General features: G+C 65.0%; 16 protein-coding genes and 1 riboswitch. Of the genes, 12 read left to right on the top strand and 4 right to left on the bottom strand.

What is annotated here, in order from left to right; all coding sequences use genetic code 11:
- Positions 1 to 2: 2 nt before the first annotated feature.
- Together AACO21_RS01770 and AACO21_RS01765 are read left to right on the top strand one after the other, a co-directional pair.
- Complete coding sequence (locus tag AACO21_RS01770) at positions 3 to 1,496, top strand: YifB family Mg chelatase-like AAA ATPase (RefSeq protein ID WP_346190758.1); 1,494 nt, start codon at positions 3 to 5, stop codon at positions 1,494 to 1,496.
- Entirely contained in the window at positions 1,489 to 2,688 is a 1,200-nt protein-coding gene (locus AACO21_RS01765) for a multidrug effflux MFS transporter (RefSeq protein WP_346190757.1), read from the top strand. Before AACO21_RS01770 ends, AACO21_RS01765 begins: the two co-directional genes overlap by 8 nt.
- On the opposite strand, the gene AACO21_RS01760 is transcribed toward AACO21_RS01765, so the two are convergent.
- The gene (locus AACO21_RS01760) at positions 2,679 to 3,071 is read right to left on the bottom strand and encodes a rhodanese-like domain-containing protein (protein ID WP_346190756.1); all 393 of its coding nucleotides are present in this window, start codon (positions 3,069 to 3,071) and stop codon (positions 2,679 to 2,681) included. The two genes, AACO21_RS01765 and AACO21_RS01760, sit on opposite strands and share 10 nt — an antisense overlap.
- 88 nt (positions 3,072 to 3,159) lie before the next feature.
- Here AACO21_RS01760 and AACO21_RS01755 point away from each other — a divergent pair, with 88 nt between their 5' ends.
- From AACO21_RS01755 to murB, 4 genes are all read left to right on the top strand, one after another.
- Complete coding sequence (locus AACO21_RS01755; protein WP_346190755.1) at positions 3,160 to 3,654, top strand: hypothetical protein; 495 nt, start codon at positions 3,160 to 3,162, stop codon at positions 3,652 to 3,654.
- A 50-nt stretch (positions 3,655 to 3,704) separates the two neighbouring features.
- Positions 3,705 to 3,772, top strand: a riboswitch (S-adenosyl-L-homocysteine riboswitch).
- Between the two features lie 94 nt (positions 3,773 to 3,866).
- Positions 3,867 to 7,523: a methionine synthase gene (gene metH, locus AACO21_RS01750; RefSeq protein WP_346190754.1), complete on the top strand. Its 3,657-nt coding sequence runs from the start codon at positions 3,867 to 3,869 to the stop codon at positions 7,521 to 7,523.
- Between the two features lie 77 nt (positions 7,524 to 7,600).
- Positions 7,601 to 8,071: a flagellar basal body-associated FliL family protein gene (locus tag AACO21_RS01745; RefSeq protein ID WP_346190753.1), complete on the top strand. Its 471-nt coding sequence runs from the start codon at positions 7,601 to 7,603 to the stop codon at positions 8,069 to 8,071.
- Positions 8,072 to 8,075: 4 nt separating this feature from the next.
- Positions 8,076 to 9,083 carry a UDP-N-acetylmuramate dehydrogenase gene (murB, locus tag AACO21_RS01740; protein ID WP_346190752.1) on the top strand — a complete coding sequence of 336 codons (1,008 nt, stop codon included), beginning with the start codon at positions 8,076 to 8,078 and terminating at the stop codon, positions 9,081 to 9,083.
- Here the strand turns inward: murB and AACO21_RS01735 are convergent.
- On the bottom strand, positions 9,076 to 9,774 hold the full coding sequence (locus AACO21_RS01735; protein ID WP_346190751.1) for an N-acetylmuramoyl-L-alanine amidase: 699 nt from the start codon (positions 9,772 to 9,774) through the stop codon (positions 9,076 to 9,078). The two genes, murB and AACO21_RS01735, sit on opposite strands and share 8 nt — an antisense overlap.
- A gap of 59 nt (positions 9,775 to 9,833) precedes the next feature.
- Here AACO21_RS01735 and AACO21_RS01730 point away from each other — a divergent pair, with 59 nt between their 5' ends.
- Positions 9,834 to 10,196 carry a cupin domain-containing protein gene (locus AACO21_RS01730; RefSeq protein ID WP_346190750.1) on the top strand — a complete coding sequence of 121 codons (363 nt, stop codon included), beginning with the start codon at positions 9,834 to 9,836 and terminating at the stop codon, positions 10,194 to 10,196.
- 41 nt (positions 10,197 to 10,237) lie between these two features.
- Positions 10,238 to 10,801, top strand: coding sequence for a hypothetical protein (locus AACO21_RS01725; RefSeq protein ID WP_346190749.1), 564 nt, complete (start codon positions 10,238 to 10,240; stop codon positions 10,799 to 10,801).
- Positions 10,802 to 10,831: 30 nt separating this feature from the next.
- On the opposite strand, the gene AACO21_RS01720 is transcribed toward AACO21_RS01725, so the two are convergent.
- Complete coding sequence (locus AACO21_RS01720) at positions 10,832 to 11,167, bottom strand: DUF1840 domain-containing protein (protein ID WP_346190748.1); 336 nt, start codon at positions 11,165 to 11,167, stop codon at positions 10,832 to 10,834.
- A 73-nt stretch (positions 11,168 to 11,240) separates the two neighbouring features.
- Here AACO21_RS01720 and AACO21_RS01715 point away from each other — a divergent pair, with 73 nt between their 5' ends.
- The 4 genes from AACO21_RS01715 to AACO21_RS01700 are packed head-to-tail and all read left to right on the top strand — an operon-like array spanning position 11,241 to position 14,729.
- Entirely contained in the window at positions 11,241 to 11,894 is a 654-nt protein-coding gene (locus tag AACO21_RS01715; protein WP_346190747.1) for a class I SAM-dependent methyltransferase, read from the top strand.
- Positions 11,894 to 12,787, top strand: coding sequence for an ROK family protein (locus tag AACO21_RS01710; protein WP_346190746.1), 894 nt, complete (start codon positions 11,894 to 11,896; stop codon positions 12,785 to 12,787). The genes AACO21_RS01715 and AACO21_RS01710 overlap by 1 nt, the downstream gene beginning before the upstream one ends.
- A gap of 32 nt (positions 12,788 to 12,819) precedes the next feature.
- On the top strand, positions 12,820 to 13,518 hold the full coding sequence (locus tag AACO21_RS01705) for an MOSC domain-containing protein (RefSeq protein WP_346190745.1): 699 nt from the start codon (positions 12,820 to 12,822) through the stop codon (positions 13,516 to 13,518).
- Positions 13,515 to 14,729 carry an MFS transporter gene (locus AACO21_RS01700; protein ID WP_346190744.1) on the top strand — a complete coding sequence of 405 codons (1,215 nt, stop codon included), beginning with the start codon at positions 13,515 to 13,517 and terminating at the stop codon, positions 14,727 to 14,729. Before AACO21_RS01705 ends, AACO21_RS01700 begins: the two co-directional genes overlap by 4 nt.
- On the opposite strand, the gene AACO21_RS01695 is transcribed toward AACO21_RS01700, so the two are convergent.
- Positions 14,637 to 15,710 (bottom strand): hypothetical protein, encoded by a 1,074-nt coding sequence (locus AACO21_RS01695; RefSeq protein ID WP_346190743.1) that lies wholly within the window; start codon positions 15,708 to 15,710, stop codon positions 14,637 to 14,639. The genes AACO21_RS01700 and AACO21_RS01695 overlap by 93 nt on opposite strands.
- Positions 15,711 to 15,791: the final 81 nt, after the last annotated feature.

Raw genomic sequence — 15,791 nt, 5'->3', positions numbered from 1 at the left:
CCATGGGGCTGGCCATCACCCACAGTCGGGGGCTCGATGGCCTGCATGCCCCGCCGGTCAGTGTCGAAGTACACCTGGCCAATGGGTTGCCTGCGTTTACCCTGGTCGGTCTGCCGGACACCGAAGTCCGTGAAGCACGCGACCGCGTCCGTGCCGCCATCCTGAATTCCGGCTTCGAATTCCCGGCGCGCCGTATTACGGTCAACCTTGCCCCGGCCGACCTGCCCAAGGAGTCAGGCCGCTTCGACCTGCCCATTGCCTTGGGTATCCTTGCCGCGAGCAAACAGATTCCGGCCAATGCCCTCGCGGGCTATGAATTTGCCGGCGAACTCTCGCTCACCGGCGCCCTGCGTCCGATTCGCGGCGCGCTGGCCATGGCGCTGCAAACCGCCGACAGCCCGGTCTGCTTTGTCCTGCCCGGTGCCAGTGCGGCCGAAGCCGCCCTGGCGGAACATCCGCATCTGCTGGCTGCCGACAGCCTGCTCGCCGTCTGCGCCCATCTGTGCGGCGAAACCCCGCTAGCGGGCCCGCCGACGGTCAACCGCATTCAGCCCGCGATTTTGCCAGACCTGATCGACGTTCGCGGGCAGACCCAGGCCAAGCGCGCCCTGGAAATTGCGGCGGCAGGCCAGCATTCTCTATTGATGAGCGGCCCGCCCGGCAGCGGCAAATCCATGCTGGCCCATCGCCTGCCCGGCCTGATGCCGGCCATGACGGCCGAGGCCGCCCGCGCCTCGGCTGCCGTACGCTCCCTGCGCGGCCAGTTCGACCCCGGGCAATATGGCGAACGGCCTTTCCGCCAGCCCCATCACTCCGCCTCGGCCGTTGCCCTGGTCGGCGGCGGTAACCCGCCTCAGCCGGGCGAAATCAGCCTGGCCCACGAAGGCATCCTGTTTCTCGACGAACTGCCGGAATTCGACCGCAAGGTCCTGGAAACCCTGCGCGAGCCGCTGGAGTCGGGCATCGTCCATATCGCCCGGGCCGCCCGACACGCCACCTTCCCTGCCCGGTTCCAGCTGATTGCCGCGATGAATCCCTGCCCCTGCGGCTTTCGCGGCGATCCGCATGGCCGTTGCCGCTGTACGCCGGATCAGGTGGCGCGTTACCGGGGCAAGCTCTCCGGCCCTTTTCTGGATCGCATCGATCTCTTCATCGAGGTGCCGGCCCTGTCGCCTGAACAGTTGAGCCGTGCGGCCGATGGGGAAACCTCGGCCCAGGTGCGCCAGCGCGTTGCCGCTGCCTGGGAACGCCAGTTGGCCCGCCAGGGTGAAGCCAATGCCTGCCTGAACGGCCAGGCCCTCGACCGGCATTGCCCGATGACACCGGCAGCGCGCCAACTGCTCGAAAAGGCCGGGCAGCAGCTCCATCTCTCGGCCCGCGCCTGGCACCGCATCCTGCGCCTGGCACGCACCATTGCCGACCTCGCCGGGATCGACCTTCTGGACACGCCGCAGGTGGCCGAAGCCATTCAATATCGACGCCTCGCCCATGCCTGACGCATCCCGCCCCCCACGTCGCCTTGCCCTGATGCTGGCCGCCTTGTCTGCACTCGGTCCGTTCTCGATCGATACCTACCTGCCCGCCTTTCATGCGATCGAGCACAGCCTGCAGGCCAGCCCGCTCGCCGTCCAGCAGACCCTCTCCGCTTACCTGCTCGCCTTTGCCCTGATGACCTTGTGGCACGGCGCACTGGCCGACCGTTTCGGGCGGCGCCGGATCATTCTCGGCGCACTCGCCCTGTTTGCCCTGGCCTCGGCTGGCTGCGCCCTGGCCGGCAGTATCGAAGCCCTGTGGTGCTGGCGGGCGCTGCAGGGGGTCACGGCCGGCGCCGGCATTGTGGTCAGTCGCGCCATTGTGCGCGACCTTTACGATGGCGCCGCCGCCCAGCGGTTGATGTCGCAGATCACCATGATGTTCGCCCTGGCCCCGGCCATTGCCCCGGTCATCGGCGGGCTGCTGCAGGCCGCTTTTGGCTGGCGTTCGATTTTCGTCTTTTTAACCCTGTCGACCGTCGGACTGGGTCTGACGGCATGGCGCGCCCTGCCGGAGACGCTCCCACCGGAAAAACGCCGCCACTTGCATCCGGCCTATCTGCTGCAGGCCTACCGCGACGTGCTGAGTTCGCCGCGCTTTCTCACCGCCTGCGCCGCACTCGCACTCAACTTCCTCGGCTTCTTCGTCTATGTCCTGGCCGCACCCGCCTTTCTGATGCGCCATCTGGGCGTCGGTGAAACCGATTTTTTCTGGCTCTTCGGTCCGGCCATGAGCGGCATGATCCTCGGCGCCTGGCTCTCGGGGCGGCTGGCCGGACGACGCTCGCTGCCATTTTGTATCGGGCTGGGATTCGCCCTGATGGGCACGGCCGCCACCCTCAACCTGGGCCTGAACCTGCTCGGTGCGGTCAGCCTGCCGTGGGCGGTGGCACCGCTCCTGATCTACACCTTGGGCATGTCGATCGCGATGCCCTGCCTGAGCATCCTGGCGCTCGACCCATTCCCGGAAAAACGGGGTCTGGCCGCGTCCTGCCAGACCTTCCTGCAATCATCGGCAAACAGTGTGGGGGCCGGCCTGGTGGTGCCGCTAATCTGGGACAGCGCCCGCCACCTTGCCATGGGCATGGCCGTCCTGCTCAGCCTCGGCGTGCTGGCTTATCTGAGCCACCGTCGATGCAGGCACGGTCAGGACTGATACCAGGGCAAACCATGCCAGCGCCAACCGCCCTGCGTCCCCCGGTGATAATCGTCATCGAGCGGCCCCTCAAAGCCCTCCAGCACATTGATCACCTGCTCGAAGCCTGCCGCTTCCAAGGCTAAGCCGGCATCGTAGGAACGGTTACCGCTGCGGCAGATGAGCACGACGGGCCGATTCAAATCCTGCCCGACCAGGCGCTTCACCTTGTCGGCAAAGGCGGGATCGACCTCCCAGTCCGGCCCCTCCTGCCAGGCCACATGCTCCGCCCCGGCGGGATGACCAACATAGAAATGCTCGATTTCCGTGCGGCAATCGACCAACACCGCAGCGGGATGCGCTTGCAGGAAACGGTAAGCGGCCGGCGGATCAAGTTCAAGCATGGGACGGTTCCATCAATCAGAAGCAGCGAATATTAGCAACCCATCGTCAGATCGGCATAAACTCTGCGCACCTATCCCCGGAGCCAACATGAAACTGCCTGCCTGGATCACCACCGCCACCGCTGCGCTCAGCGCCGCACTCCTGCCGGCCTGTGACTACGTGAACATGAAGGAGATCAAGGTGGGGCTCACCACCCAGGCAGAAATCCGCGCCCGCATGGGTGAGCCCGGCTTCGTGCATTGGAACGACGACGGCACGGCCACCTGGGAATATGCCCGCCAGCCCAATGGCAGCCATTGCTACATGATCACCTTCGGCCAGGACCAGATCGTCAGCAAGCTCGAACAGGCGCTCAACGAACAGAACTATGCCCGTATCCGCGACGGCCTCTCCAAGGACGACGTGCGGCGCATCCTCGGTGCGCCGGGCAGCAAGGTTGTCTTCGACAATCTGCGCGAGGAAATCTGGGAATGGCGTATCGAGGGCAGCAATCCGCTCGATGAAACCTACTTCATGGTGCATTTCGACACCGGCCATGGCGCGGTCAAGAAAACATCCCGTCGGGTTGCGACGAAAGGCTAATTAAATCAAGGGTCTTGGCAGTCTTGCCGCCCCCCTGTAAACTAGCGGCCTCTGCCGAGGAGCGCTGCGACCCAATTCCGGGGCCAGGCTCGGCAACGATCAACGGCGCTCGCAAACCCTGATACCCCTGCCGGTTTGCGACGCCGTTTTTGTTTGCGGCGTCTCCGGCACTTTGCCCAGCCGAGGTTTTCGCCATGCAACCTGATCGCCGAATGTCCGACAAGACCGCCGAACTTCAATCCCTGCTTGCCCAGCGCCTGCTCGTTCTCGACGGCGCCATGGGGACGATGATCCAGCGTCATGGCTTGCAGGAAGCCGACTACCGCGGCACGCGCTTCGCCGATCATCCGCATGATCTGAAGGGCAACAACGACCTGCTGGTCCTGACCCGCCCCGACGTGATTGGCGGGATTCACCACGAGTACCTCGAAGCCGGTGCCGACATTCTCGAAACCTGCACCTTCAACTCGACCGCCGTCTCCCAGGCCGACTACAAGCTTGAAGCCATCGTCTACGAGCTGAACAAGGAAGGCGCCGCCCTCGCCCGCGCCCTGTGCGACGAATTCACTGCCGCCAACCCGGCCAAGCCGCGCTTCGTTGCCGGCGTCCTCGGCCCGACCAGCCGCACCGCCTCGATCTCGCCGGATGTGAATGACCCCGGCTACCGCAACGTCACCTTCGACGCGCTGGTCACCGACTATCTCGAAGCCATCCGCGGTCTCGTCGATGGCGGCGCCGACATCCTGCTCGTCGAAACCGTCTTCGACACGCTGAACGCCAAGGCGGCCCTCTTCGCCATCGAGCAGTTTTTCGATCAGGCCGGCCGCCGCTGGCCGGTCATGATCTCCGGCACCATCACCGATGCGTCCGGCCGCACGCTCTCCGGCCAGACCGCCGAAGCCTTCTGGAACTCGCTGCGCCACGTGCAGCCGCTCTCCTTCGGCCTCAACTGCGCGCTCGGCGCACAGGAACTGCGCCAGTACGTCGAGGAACTCTCCCGCGTCTGCGACTGCTTCGTTTCGGCCCATCCGAACGCCGGTCTGCCGAACGCCTTTGGCGGCTATGACGAAACCCCGGCCATGCTGGCCGACGAAATCGAAAGCTGGGCCAAGGCCGGCATCGTCAATATCGTCGGCGGCTGCTGCGGTACTTCGCCTGACCACATCCGCGCCATCGCCGAACGCGTGGCGACGGTCAACCCGCGCCGGGTGCCCGAAATCACCCCGGCCCTGCGCCTCTCCGGCCTGGAGCCGTTCAATGTCACGCCGGGCTCGCTGTACGTGAACGTTGGCGAGCGCACCAACGTCACCGGCTCGCGCGCCTTTGCCCGCATGATCCTCGAAGGCCGCTTCGACGACGCGCTGGCCGTTGCCCGCCAGCAGGTGGAAAACGGCGCCCAGGTGATCGACATCAACATGGACGAGGCGATGCTCGACTCGATCGCCGCCATGGACAAGTTCCTGAAGCTGATCGCCTCCGAGCCGGATATTTCCCGCGTGCCGATCATGATCGACTCCTCCAAGTGGGAAGTCATCGAAGCCGGCTTGAAGTGCATCCAGGGCAAGGGCATCGTCAATTCCATCTCGATGAAGGAAGGCGAAGCCAAGTTCCTCGAACAGGCCAAACTCGCCCGCCGTTACGGCGCCGCCGTGATCGTCATGGCCTTTGACGAAAAAGGCCAGGCCGACACCTACGCACGCAAGATCGAAATCTGCGGCCGCGCTTACGAACTGCTGACCGGCATGGGCTTCCCGGCCGAAGACATCATCTTCGACCCGAACATCTTCGCCATCGCCACCGGCATTCCCGAGCACGACAACTACGCGGTCGATTTCATCCAGTCGGTCCGCTGGATCAAGGACAACCTGCCGCACGCGCACATTTCCGGCGGCGTTTCCAACGTCTCCTTCAGCTTCCGCGGCAACGACCCGGTGCGCGAGGCGATCCACACCGTCTTCCTCTACCACGCCATCCAGAACGGCATGACCATGGGCATCGTCAATGCCGGCATGCTCGGCGTGTACGACGATCTCGAACCGGCCCTGCGCGAGAAGGTCGAGGATGTGGTCCTCAACAAGCACGCCGGTGCCGGCGATGCGCTGGTCGAATTTGCCCAGACCGTGAAGGAAGGCAAGGCCAAGGACAGCGGCCCCGACCTGTCCTGGCGCGAACAGCCCGTCGAGAAGCGTCTTGAATACGCGCTGATCAAGGGCATCACCGATTTCGTCGTGGCCGATACCGAAGAAGTCCGCGCCCAGCTCGAAGCCGAAGGCAAGCCGCCGCTCGCCGTCATCGAAGGCCCGCTGATGAACGGCATGAACCATGTTGGCGACCTCTTTGGCGCCGGCAAGATGTTCCTGCCCCAGGTCGTCAAATCGGCCCGCGTCATGAAGCAGGCCGTGGCCCATCTGGTGCCCTACATCGAGGCCGAAAAGGCCCGTTCCGGCATCGGCTCCAAGGGCAAGATCCTGATGGCCACCGTCAAGGGCGATGTGCACGACATCGGCAAGAACATCGTCGGCGTCGTGCTCGGCTGTAACGGCTACGACGTGATCGACCTCGGCGTGATGGTCCCCTGCGACAACATTCTCAAGGCCGCTCAGGAGCATCAGGTCGACATCATCGGTCTGTCCGGCCTGATCACCCCGTCGCTCGAGGAAATGGCCCACGTCGCCAGCGAAATGCAGCGCCTCGGCCTGCAGCAGCCGCTGCTGATCGGCGGCGCAACGACCAGCCGCGCCCACACCGCGATCAAGATCGCCACCAATACGGAAAGCCCGGTGGTTTACGTGCCGGATGCCTCGCGCGCCGTCGGTGTCGCCACCAAGCTGCTCTCCGCCGAACAAAAAGCCGGCTACGTCGCCGACATTGCCAGCGAATACGAAGCCGTGCGCGTCGAGCACGCCGGTCGCAAGGGGCCGACGATGGTCTCCCTGGCGGAAGCCCGCGCCAATCGTTTCACGTGGAACGAGGCCTACGCGCCGGTCAAACCCGCCCAGCTCGGCCGCCAAACACTGGACATCCCGCTCGCCGATCTCGTCCCCTTCATCGACTGGTCGCCCTTCTTCCAGACCTGGGATCTGGCCGGCCGCTATCCGGCCATCCTGAACAACGACGTGGTGGGCGAAACCGCGCGTCAGCTCTTTGCCGACGCGCAAGCCATGCTCGGCAAAATCGTGGCTGAAAACTGGTTGACCGCCCGCGCCGTGTTCGGCCTCTACGCCGCCCGCGGCGAACACGAAGACATCGTGTTCTACACCGACGACAGCCGCCAGACCGAAGCCTCCCGCTGGGTCGGCCTGCGCCAGCAGCACAAGCAGCCGCAAGGCCGCTTCAACATGGCACTGGCTGATTACGTGGGCGAACAGGATTACGCCGGCGCCTTCGCCGTCACCGCCGGCCTGGGCATCGAGGCCAAGCTGGCCGAGTTCGAAGCCGCCCACGACGACTACGCCGGCATCATGCTCAAGGCCCTGGCCGACCGCCTGGCCGAAGCCGCGGCCGAATGGTTGCACATGAAGGTGCGTACCGAGCTCTGGGGCTATGCCGCCAGCGAAGCGCTGGACAACGAGGCCTTGATCGCCGAGCAATACACCGGCATCCGCCCGGCGCCCGGCTATGCGGCCTGCCCGGATCACACCGCCAAGCGCGAACTGTTTGCCCTGCTCGACGCCCCGGCCATCGGCATGGGCCTGACCGAGTCCTGCGCCATGACGCCGGCGGCCGCCGTTTCCGGCTTCTACATCGGTCACCCGGGTGCCAAGTACTTCGCCATCCCGAAGATCGATCGCGATCAGCTGGACAACTGGGCCGCCCGTAAAGGCATGAGCGCCCAGGAGGCTGGCCGCTGGCTGGCCCCCCTGCTGTAAGCGGCACGCCGGGGAGGATGACGACCTCCCCGGTGCTTCGCTAAGATGTGCGCTCCCGCATCCGGATTTCGGTTGTCATGCTGCCGCGCCCCAAGCACACGCCCCGCACCCATCTCAAACACCCTTCGAGCAACAGCCGGCAGGGGGCCAGCGAGCGCGTCTGGCTCAAGCGCTTCTGGCTGGTGTTTGGCCTGCTTGGCCTGACCGCGATCGCGCTGCTGGGCTACCAGTATTACGCCAGCCAGCCCGAGGTCACCGAGGTCTATCTGCCGGTCACCACGCGCACCACGGCAGGCAGTCACCGGATGATCACCAGCCGGCTCAGTCTGGTCATCGATCCGGCCCAGGAGAAAGCGTTGCGGCAACGCCAGCCGGAACTCGAGCATGTCGTGAATGCGACCTTTGCCGAGCTTTACCAGAATGACCAGCGGCCGCCGCTCGGCAGCGTGCGCGACCGCCTGCTTGAAGCCCTGAACACACGCCTGCCCGAACGTCTGCAGGTCCAGGATGTCCTGATCCAGGATCTCCTGGTCGGCACCGATTACTGACACCATGCCTTCACCCACTGCCCTGCTCACCTGCAACACCCTCGCTCTGCCCGCCATGGCAGAGCGCTATCTGAAAATCACCGCCCCCGAGCAACTGGCAGACCCCGGCTTGCGCGACACCGCGCGATTCGTTCTGGGCGGCGGCAGCAATGTCGTGCTCTCGCCCGAGATTGACCGTCTGGTCCTGCACATGGCGATTCCCGGCCGCGCCCTGATCGGCGAGGACGAAGCGGCCTGGTATGTCGCCGCCGGGGCCGGCGAAAACTGGCACGACTTCGTGCAATGGACGCTGGCCCAAGGCTGGCCGGGCCTGGAAAACCTCTCCCTGATTCCCGGCACGGTCGGCGCCGCCCCGGTCCAGAACATTGGTGCCTACGGGCTGGAAGTGGGGGATTGCCTGCACGACGTCACGGCCTGGGATTTTGAAAAACAGGCTTTTTTCACCGTCGACCGTCAGGCCGCCCGCTTCGCCTACCGCGACAGCCTCTTCAAGCAGTCAGGCTGGCATCTCGATGGCCGTGTTGCCATCACCCGTGTTGTCTTTCGCCTGCCCAAGGCGTGGCAGGCCAATCTCCGCTACGCCGATGTGGCGCAGGAACTGGCCCAGCGCGAGATCACGGTGCCCAGCGCGCAGGATGTGGCCCAGGCCGTCATCGCCATCCGCCAGCGCAAGTTGCCGGATCCGGCGCAGGTACCGAACGCCGGGAGTTTTTTCCACAACCCCATCGTGCCGCCCGAGCAGGCCGCCCGCCTGAAGGCCGATCACCCCACCCTGCCCTGCTATCCGCAACCGGATGGACGGGTCAAGCTCGCCGCCGGCTGGCTAATCGAGCAGGCCGGCTGGAAAGGGCGCGATCTAGGGCCGGTCGGTATGTATGAAAAGCAGGCGTTGGTGCTCGTCAATCGGGGCGGCGCCACCGCTGCCGACGTCCGGCGCACGATGGCTGCCGTGCAGGCCGATGTCCGTGCCCGCTTTGCGGTCGACCTGACCCCGGAACCGATTTTTATCTGAGCGGCGACTTGATCGACAGACAGGCCGCCAGGCCGCTGGCGATCCGGTCGGCCATCTGTGCCTGATAGGCCGGATCGGCCAGCGCCAGTTCTTCTTCCCGATGCTTGATCACCCCGGCCTCGAACAGGAAAGCCGGCAAGGTCGTCCGGCGCAACACCACGAGGTTGTCGTAATACCAGACGCCGTTCTCGGCATCGACCGGCACGTGTTTGCGCGCGTGCCAGCCGCTCGCCTCGAAGCCGGCCCGCCGCAGCAAGGCGCCGACACTGCGCGCGCAGCGCACGCTGGTTTCCAGGTCCGGATTGTCCGCCGAGACGAAAATCCCAAAACCCCGCTTCACATCGGTGTAGGTCTGTTCGGCCCCATCCCAATCCCAGGATTTGAGCCAGGCTTCACTGATCGAATCGTGATGTACGGAGACGAAGAAGTCCGCCCCCTTCGCGGCCAGCGGACGCGCCACCAGGCTGCCGATCTGGCCGTCGAAATTCACCTCACGCACCGCCAGCGCTTTTTCACGCAGGGTGTGGGCCAGCACGCCGGCAAACTCAAGGTTGAAACTGTATTCACTCCGGCCGCGGGCACTGGTCGCGCCGCTGTCCTTCACGCCATGGCCGACATCCACCGCGACGATGGGCGCGGCATGGGCGGCGGTCAACAGACAAAAACAGGTCAAAAATCGCAGGAAAGCCATGCGCGGATTATCCGGGGAAATTAAGATACGCGCCTCACTGTTCCCGATTTCCCTGCGCCATGCCCCGCCTGACCGTCTTTGCCCAGCAATCGCCTTCTCCGGTCTTTGACCGCCCGCGCCCGGATCGTCTGGTCGAGGGCAACCCGCAACGAACGACGTTCGAGCATTTCCTGAGCAGCCGGGGCGATCTCTCGGCCGGAATCTGGTGCTGCGAACCGGGCGCCTGGCAGATCGCCTTTGCCGACGGCAAGGACGAATTCTTCTCCGTCATCGAAGGGCGCATCCGGATCACGAGCAGCAGCGGTGAAGCCCATGAATTCGGCCCGGGCGAAGCCTGCATCATTCCGGCCGGCTTTACCGGCACCTTTGCCGTGCTCGAAGCCGTGCGCAAGTATTACGTCGTGCTGGAACGCGGCGCCTGAGTTGCGCTATATTCGGGCGACCAACGGGGAGCACTAAAACCATGACCGAAAATGCACCGCGCGGCACCTCCGCACACATGCCTGACCTGAACTGGAGCCAGGTTCGCGAAACCGTCCTCATGCTCGAACTGGCCGCTGTCCAGATCGAAGCCGCCATGAAGGACTCCAATGCCTCGGTCGATGTCCTGACCAACTCTTTCACGAGCATGGCCGACCACATGCAGCGCATCTCCGGCATTGTCGATGCCCTGCCGCAGGATGGCGTCGTGGGCGCAGCCCGCCAGGAGCTCGGCGGCATTTCCTCGCAAGTCTCCGGCATGATGCATCAGGCCATCATCGCCTTTCAGTTCTACGACAAGCTGGTGCAGCGCCTGGCCCACGTCGGCATCAGCCTGGGCGATCTGAGCGAGCTGGTTTCCGACGGTCGACGCCTGTTCAACCCGGGCGAATGGGTCGGGCTGCAGGACCGCATTCGCGCCAAGTACACCACGCGCGAAGAAATCGCCATGTTCGAGGCGGTGATGAACGGCATGCCGGTGCAGGAAGCCGTCGATCACTTCATGGCGGAAATGAAGGACAAGAGCGACGACATCGAGCTCTTCTGAGCGAGACAGCCCGTCGCTTGGCCGAGGCCGTCAGAAATCGGCCTTGGCTTCCCACATCACATAGGCATCCGGGCCGCTTTTGGCCGTACGCTCCAGCATGTCGATCAGCGGCCAGGCCCGCTGATGCAAGCCGACCGGTAGCGGCTTCTTCCGGTTTTTCTCTTCCTCTTCTTCGTCTTCCACCGGCGCATTGGCCAAGGCTTCGCGCACGGCCTCACGCAGTTTGCCAGCCGCCGGCAGCATTTCGGCCGGGGTAAAGGTCCCGCGCCGGGTGGTCTCCTTGCCGATCAGATCGAGCAAGGTCTTCGCCGTTTCGGCAAACATCAAAACTTCTCCGGTCTCGCTCGAGACGAAGGTGACCAGCATGAGGCAGTCCTCCAGGGGGCAGGTTGTCAGGCACTCCCCCCTTCGGGCAGAATGGACCGAAAAGGGAGATGAGATGGAGACAAATATTAACGCCAATCCCTGGAACACCGCTGCGTCGGACGATATCGAGCGTTTTGCCTTCGAGGAGTGCATCAAGCGGCAACGCATCGACCATCGGGTTGCTGCCATGGTGTATCCAGCCGGACACCTCGCCATGTGCGGGCGCTTTGCCACGCTCGGCGCTCAGGTCACGGCGCTGGATCTGCCCGCCAAAAAAGCAGACGTGCAAGGACGTATCCTGGCCAGCGGGCTGGGTGACCAGATCAGCTTCGCCACGGGTTCGCTGCAGGATTTGCCGGAGCAACTCCCCGGCCAACCCTTCGATATCATCGTGGTACGCCGGGGTATCAGTAACATGGGCTATGGCGACGCCAAGCAGGTGATCCGCGAATTGCTCAGCCGGCTGCGCATTGGCGGCAAGCTGTATCTCTCCCTGCTCGGCATCTATTCTGAATTTGCCGAAGGCTATGCCGACATTGACCAGCCGCTGGACCAGCGCCTGTGCCCGGTCTCGCCGGCGCTGGTCAAAAAGTACAACATCCACGATGAAGTCTGCCTCTACTCGGAGCGCGACCTTTTCATGCTCCTGCTGCAATCCGGCGCCAGCGTCCTGCGCACCATGACGACGACCTACGGCAACGTGAAGGGCATCGCCGTCCGCGTCTGATGCGCATCGGGATCGACCTCGGCGGCACCAAGATCGAACTGCTCGCCCTCGACGCGGCGGGCGTCCCCTGTTTTCGCCAGCGCATTGCCACACCGCAGGGCGACTACATGGGGACGGTGATGGCCATCGCCGGGCTGGTCGAAGCCGCCGAAAACGCGCTGGGCCAGCGCGGCAGTGTCGGCATCGGCATTCCCGGTGCCGAATCCCCGGCCAGCGGCCTGATCAAGAATGCCAATTCAACCTGCCTGATCGGCAAACCCCTGCGCCGCGATCTGCAAGCCCTGCTCCAGCGCCCCGTACGTCTGGCCAATGACGCCAACTGTTTCGCGCTCTCCGAGGCTGTCGATGGCGCCGGCAAGGACGCGCATGTCGTGTTCGGCGTCATCCTCGGAACCGGCGTCGGCGGCGGCATTGTCATCGGCGGTCAGGTCTTGACCGGGGCCAGCGCCATTGCCGGTGAATGGGGCCACAATCCCCTGCCCGCGCCCACTGCCGACGATCTGCCCTTGCCGCCCTGTTACTGTGGCCGTCAGGGCTGCATCGAAACCTATCTCAGCGGTCCGGCCCTGAGCCGCGACTACACGCATGCGAGCGGCCAGACGCTGGCCCCGACCGAGATCGCCCAGGCGGCCGATGCGGGCGATCCGCTGGCCGCAGCGGTGTTCCAGACTTACGAAGCCCGCCTGGGGCACGCGCTGGCCAGCGTGATCAACCTCCTCGACCCGGATGTCATCGTGCTCGGCGGCGGGCTCTCGCGCATCGAACGCCTCTACCGCACTCTGCCGGCGGCCTGCGGTCCACATGTGTTTACCGACCAATTTCAAACCCGCATCCTGCCGCCCGTGCATGGCGACGCCTCCGGCGTTCGCGGTGCAGCCTGGCTCTGGGATTAAAACGCACCGGTTTAGTGCGACAATCCTGTGCCATGACACAGATCAAGCTCTTTCTGGGTGGTATCCGCCCGCTCCCCGAGTCCGGGCGCCCCACCGGCATGTACAAGCAGCCGGTCGATGGCCGCATCGAGATCGGTCCTGAAGGTATCGTCGGCGATCATCAAGCCGACCGCCGCGTGCATGGCGGCCCGGACAAGGCGCTCCATCTTTATCCGGCGGCACATTACGCCCGCCTGGCCGAGCGTTTTCCTGAGGCGGCGTCACAACTTGTCCCCGGCAGCCTGGGGGAAAACATCTCGACTGCCGAATTGGACGAGCACGCAGTCCGCATCGGCGATATCTGGCGCCTCGGCACGGCCCGCCTGCAGGTTTGCCAGCCGCGCAGTCCGTGCTGGAAGATCGACGAGCGCATGGCTGCCGACGGCATGGCCGAATTCATCGCCCATGAACGCCTGACCGGCTGGTACTGGCGTGTCCTGACGCCGGGAACCGCATGTGCCGGGGACGGTCTGAGCCTCGACACCCCGGGGACGATCAATCTTGGCGAAGCACAGTTCCTCTGTCAGATGCACCGGCCGCCGGTCGCCGATCTGCAGGCCCTGGCGGAGACGCCGGGCATTGCCGAGAACTGGCGTGGCAAGCTGCTGCAGCGCCTGAGCTGGCTACGCCAGCACCCGAGCGAGACCCCGCCCCAGCAACCGGGGTTTCACGTGAAACCGGAGAACGCATGACCCAATTCGACGAACGCCGTCTGTGGATACGGCTTTTCCTGCCCTTTGCCGCCGGCTATTTCCTCTCTTACCTCTACCGGACGGTCAATGCCGTCCTCGGGCCCGTCATCGGGCGTGAGCTCGGATTGGCCGACACCGCGCTGGGCCTCCTGACCAGCACCTACTTCCTCGCTTTCGGGGCTGCGCAGCTGCCGCTCGGCATGTTGCTCGACCGCTTTGGCCCGCGCCGGGTCGAAGCCGGTCTGCTTGCCATTGCCGCCGCCGGGGCTGCCGTCTTTGCCATGGCGGACGGCCTGGGTGGCCTGGCCACCGGGCGCGCCCTCATCGGGCTTGGCGTCTCGGCTTGTCTGATGGCCTCCTTCAAGGCCTTTTCGCAATGGTTCCCGCCGGAACGCCAGGCCTCCCTCACCGGCTGGGTCATGGCCTCGGGTGGCCTCGGCGCACTGGCCGCCTCGAAGCCGCTGGAACTGGCGCTGGGCTTCGCCGGCTGGCGCGAGATCGTGCTCGCCCTGGCGCTACTCACCCTGATCGTCGCCGCCATCCTCTGGCGTTCGGTCCCGGACAAACCAGGTGCCACCGTGGCCGGCGGCTTCAGCGAACAACTCGCCGGGGTGCGCAGCATTTTCGCCAGCCGCCACTTCTGGCGCTACGGCCCGATGGGCTTCTGGTTCACCGGCGGCTTCATGGCCGTGCAGGGTCTCTGGGCCTCGCGCTGGATGATCGAGCTGGAAGCCATGAGCCGCGCCGATATCGCCATCCGCCTCACGTGGATCAGCGGCGCCATGCTCGCCGGCTTCCTGTTCATGGGCTTCTTCGCCACCGCCCTTGTCCGGCGCGGGATTCAGCTCAGCCAGGTGTATTTCGGCGCGATGGTCCTTGCCTTGGCCGTGTTCGTCATCATCACGCTCGAACCGAGCTGGCAGGGCAGCCTGCTCTGGCCGGTGCTGGGGGCCTGCTTCTCACTCTCCAACATTTCCTACTCGCTGGTGGCGCAAGCCTTCCCCGCGCAGCTCTCGGGGCGTGCCAACACCGCCTACAACCTTTTGGTGTTTGCCGGTGCATTCGGCCTGCAGTGGGGCTTCGGCATCCTGGTCGATGCCCTGCAGGCCGGCGGGCAATCAGCCGGTGGGGCCTACCGCATCGCCTTTGCCAGCCTCGCCGTGGGTCAGGCCCTGTCGCTGGTCTGGCTCCTGTTCAGCCGGCGCGACTGAGGCCGGCTGCGTGGCCAGGTCGACCTGATGCAGGCGACCGACCTGGCCACTTTCCATCAAATACACCCCGGCTGCGCGGATCTGCCCCAGCAAGGCCGGCGTGGCATCCCGGGTTTTGAGCGTAAACGGGGCGTCGACCGCCGCCGTGTAGAGCGCGCCCACGCCGCGCTGGGCCAGCGTCTGAAAACCGGCCTCGCCCCACACGCCGAGCTTGGCGAAGTCGGCATCACCGGCATCGACCCAGCCATTGCCATCGCCGTCGAGCGCCGCCAGATCAGCAAAGCCGTTACCGCTCTGGGTCCCGAACAACTCCGCGCCATCATCGGCCCGCCCGTTGCCGTTACGGTCGAAGACCAGGAAACCGCAGCCCTCGCCTGCGGTCGGAATGCTTTCCACCTGCCCGTCGGCATCCAGATCGAAATCGATGCGGCGCCCGCTCAATTCAACCGCCTTGCCGTCAAAACCGAGCATCAGCGGATCTTTCAGCACGATGCTGCCACTTTCGAGCAGGCTGCTGACACGCACCTCTTCGCGTGAAAAGGCGGTCGAGAACGAAAAATCCAGACAACGACCGTCCGTGGTCGTCACCTGCCCCCGCCCCTGCACACAGGTCTGCTCGCTTTCCTGCCAGCGCTCGGTGACCCGGCAGGACCAGTCGAACTGCCCCCCGCCCGCCTCCGTGGCTCCCGCTGATTCATTTTTGCCGCCTGCCGACGGTCGACCGTCGGCAAGGGCGCAGGCCTGTTCTCCCGATGCCGGCCGGCAAGTCTTGCCTTCAATGGCGGCGAGGATGGCGCTGACCAACTGCCCCAACAAACGCCCCACACGCTCCCGCTCCTCGGCCACCCGCACCGCCTTATCTCGCGCCTCCACCCCCGCCGAAACCGCCCGAAAGCCGCCCTGGGTCTCGATTTCCAGCGAATAACTGGTCTCCTGCACCCGGCTGGCGCTCAAGTGCACGGTCGATGTCTGGATCTGCATGTCTGCCTCCTTTAAGGGATTGGGCAGAGATCACTGCAAGGGACGTGCCGGGATTGGGTTGCGCTTGGGGCGTTTTCCGGC

The sequence above is a fragment of the Dechloromonas sp. ZS-1 genome (genome assembly GCF_039649255.1).
Lineage (GTDB): Bacteria > Pseudomonadota > Gammaproteobacteria > Burkholderiales > Rhodocyclaceae > Azonexus.
The sequence above is the reverse complement of the archived record's forward strand: the minus strand, read 5'-3'. Positions and strand labels throughout refer to the sequence as shown.

Bases quoted from the DNA above. Each gene is read 5' to 3' on its own strand.
- AACO21_RS01770 (WP_346190758.1), top strand. From the start codon at position 3: ATGGGGCTGGCCATCACCCACAGTCGGGGGCTCGATGGCCTGCATGCC.
- AACO21_RS01765 (WP_346190757.1), top strand. From the start codon at position 1,489: ATGCCTGACGCATCCCGCCCCCCACGTCGCCTTGCCCTGATGCTGGCC.
- AACO21_RS01760 (WP_346190756.1), bottom strand. From the start codon at position 3,071: ATGCTTGAACTTGATCCGCCGGCCGCTTACCGTTTCCTGCAAGCGCAT.
- AACO21_RS01755 (WP_346190755.1), top strand. From the start codon at position 3,160: ATGAAACTGCCTGCCTGGATCACCACCGCCACCGCTGCGCTCAGCGCC.
- metH (WP_346190754.1), top strand. From the start codon at position 3,867: ATGTCCGACAAGACCGCCGAACTTCAATCCCTGCTTGCCCAGCGCCTG.
- AACO21_RS01745 (WP_346190753.1), top strand. From the start codon at position 7,601: ATGCTGCCGCGCCCCAAGCACACGCCCCGCACCCATCTCAAACACCCT.
- murB (WP_346190752.1), top strand. From the start codon at position 8,076: ATGCCTTCACCCACTGCCCTGCTCACCTGCAACACCCTCGCTCTGCCC.
- AACO21_RS01735 (WP_346190751.1), bottom strand. From the start codon at position 9,774: ATGGCTTTCCTGCGATTTTTGACCTGTTTTTGTCTGTTGACCGCCGCC.
- AACO21_RS01730 (WP_346190750.1), top strand. From the start codon at position 9,834: ATGCCCCGCCTGACCGTCTTTGCCCAGCAATCGCCTTCTCCGGTCTTT.
- AACO21_RS01725 (WP_346190749.1), top strand. From the start codon at position 10,238: ATGACCGAAAATGCACCGCGCGGCACCTCCGCACACATGCCTGACCTG.
- AACO21_RS01720 (WP_346190748.1), bottom strand. From the start codon at position 11,167: ATGCTGGTCACCTTCGTCTCGAGCGAGACCGGAGAAGTTTTGATGTTT.
- AACO21_RS01715 (WP_346190747.1), top strand. From the start codon at position 11,241: ATGGAGACAAATATTAACGCCAATCCCTGGAACACCGCTGCGTCGGAC.
- AACO21_RS01710 (WP_346190746.1), top strand. From the start codon at position 11,894: ATGCGCATCGGGATCGACCTCGGCGGCACCAAGATCGAACTGCTCGCC.
- AACO21_RS01705 (WP_346190745.1), top strand. From the start codon at position 12,820: ATGACACAGATCAAGCTCTTTCTGGGTGGTATCCGCCCGCTCCCCGAG.
- AACO21_RS01700 (WP_346190744.1), top strand. From the start codon at position 13,515: ATGACCCAATTCGACGAACGCCGTCTGTGGATACGGCTTTTCCTGCCC.
- AACO21_RS01695 (WP_346190743.1), bottom strand. From the start codon at position 15,710: ATGCAGATCCAGACATCGACCGTGCACTTGAGCGCCAGCCGGGTGCAG.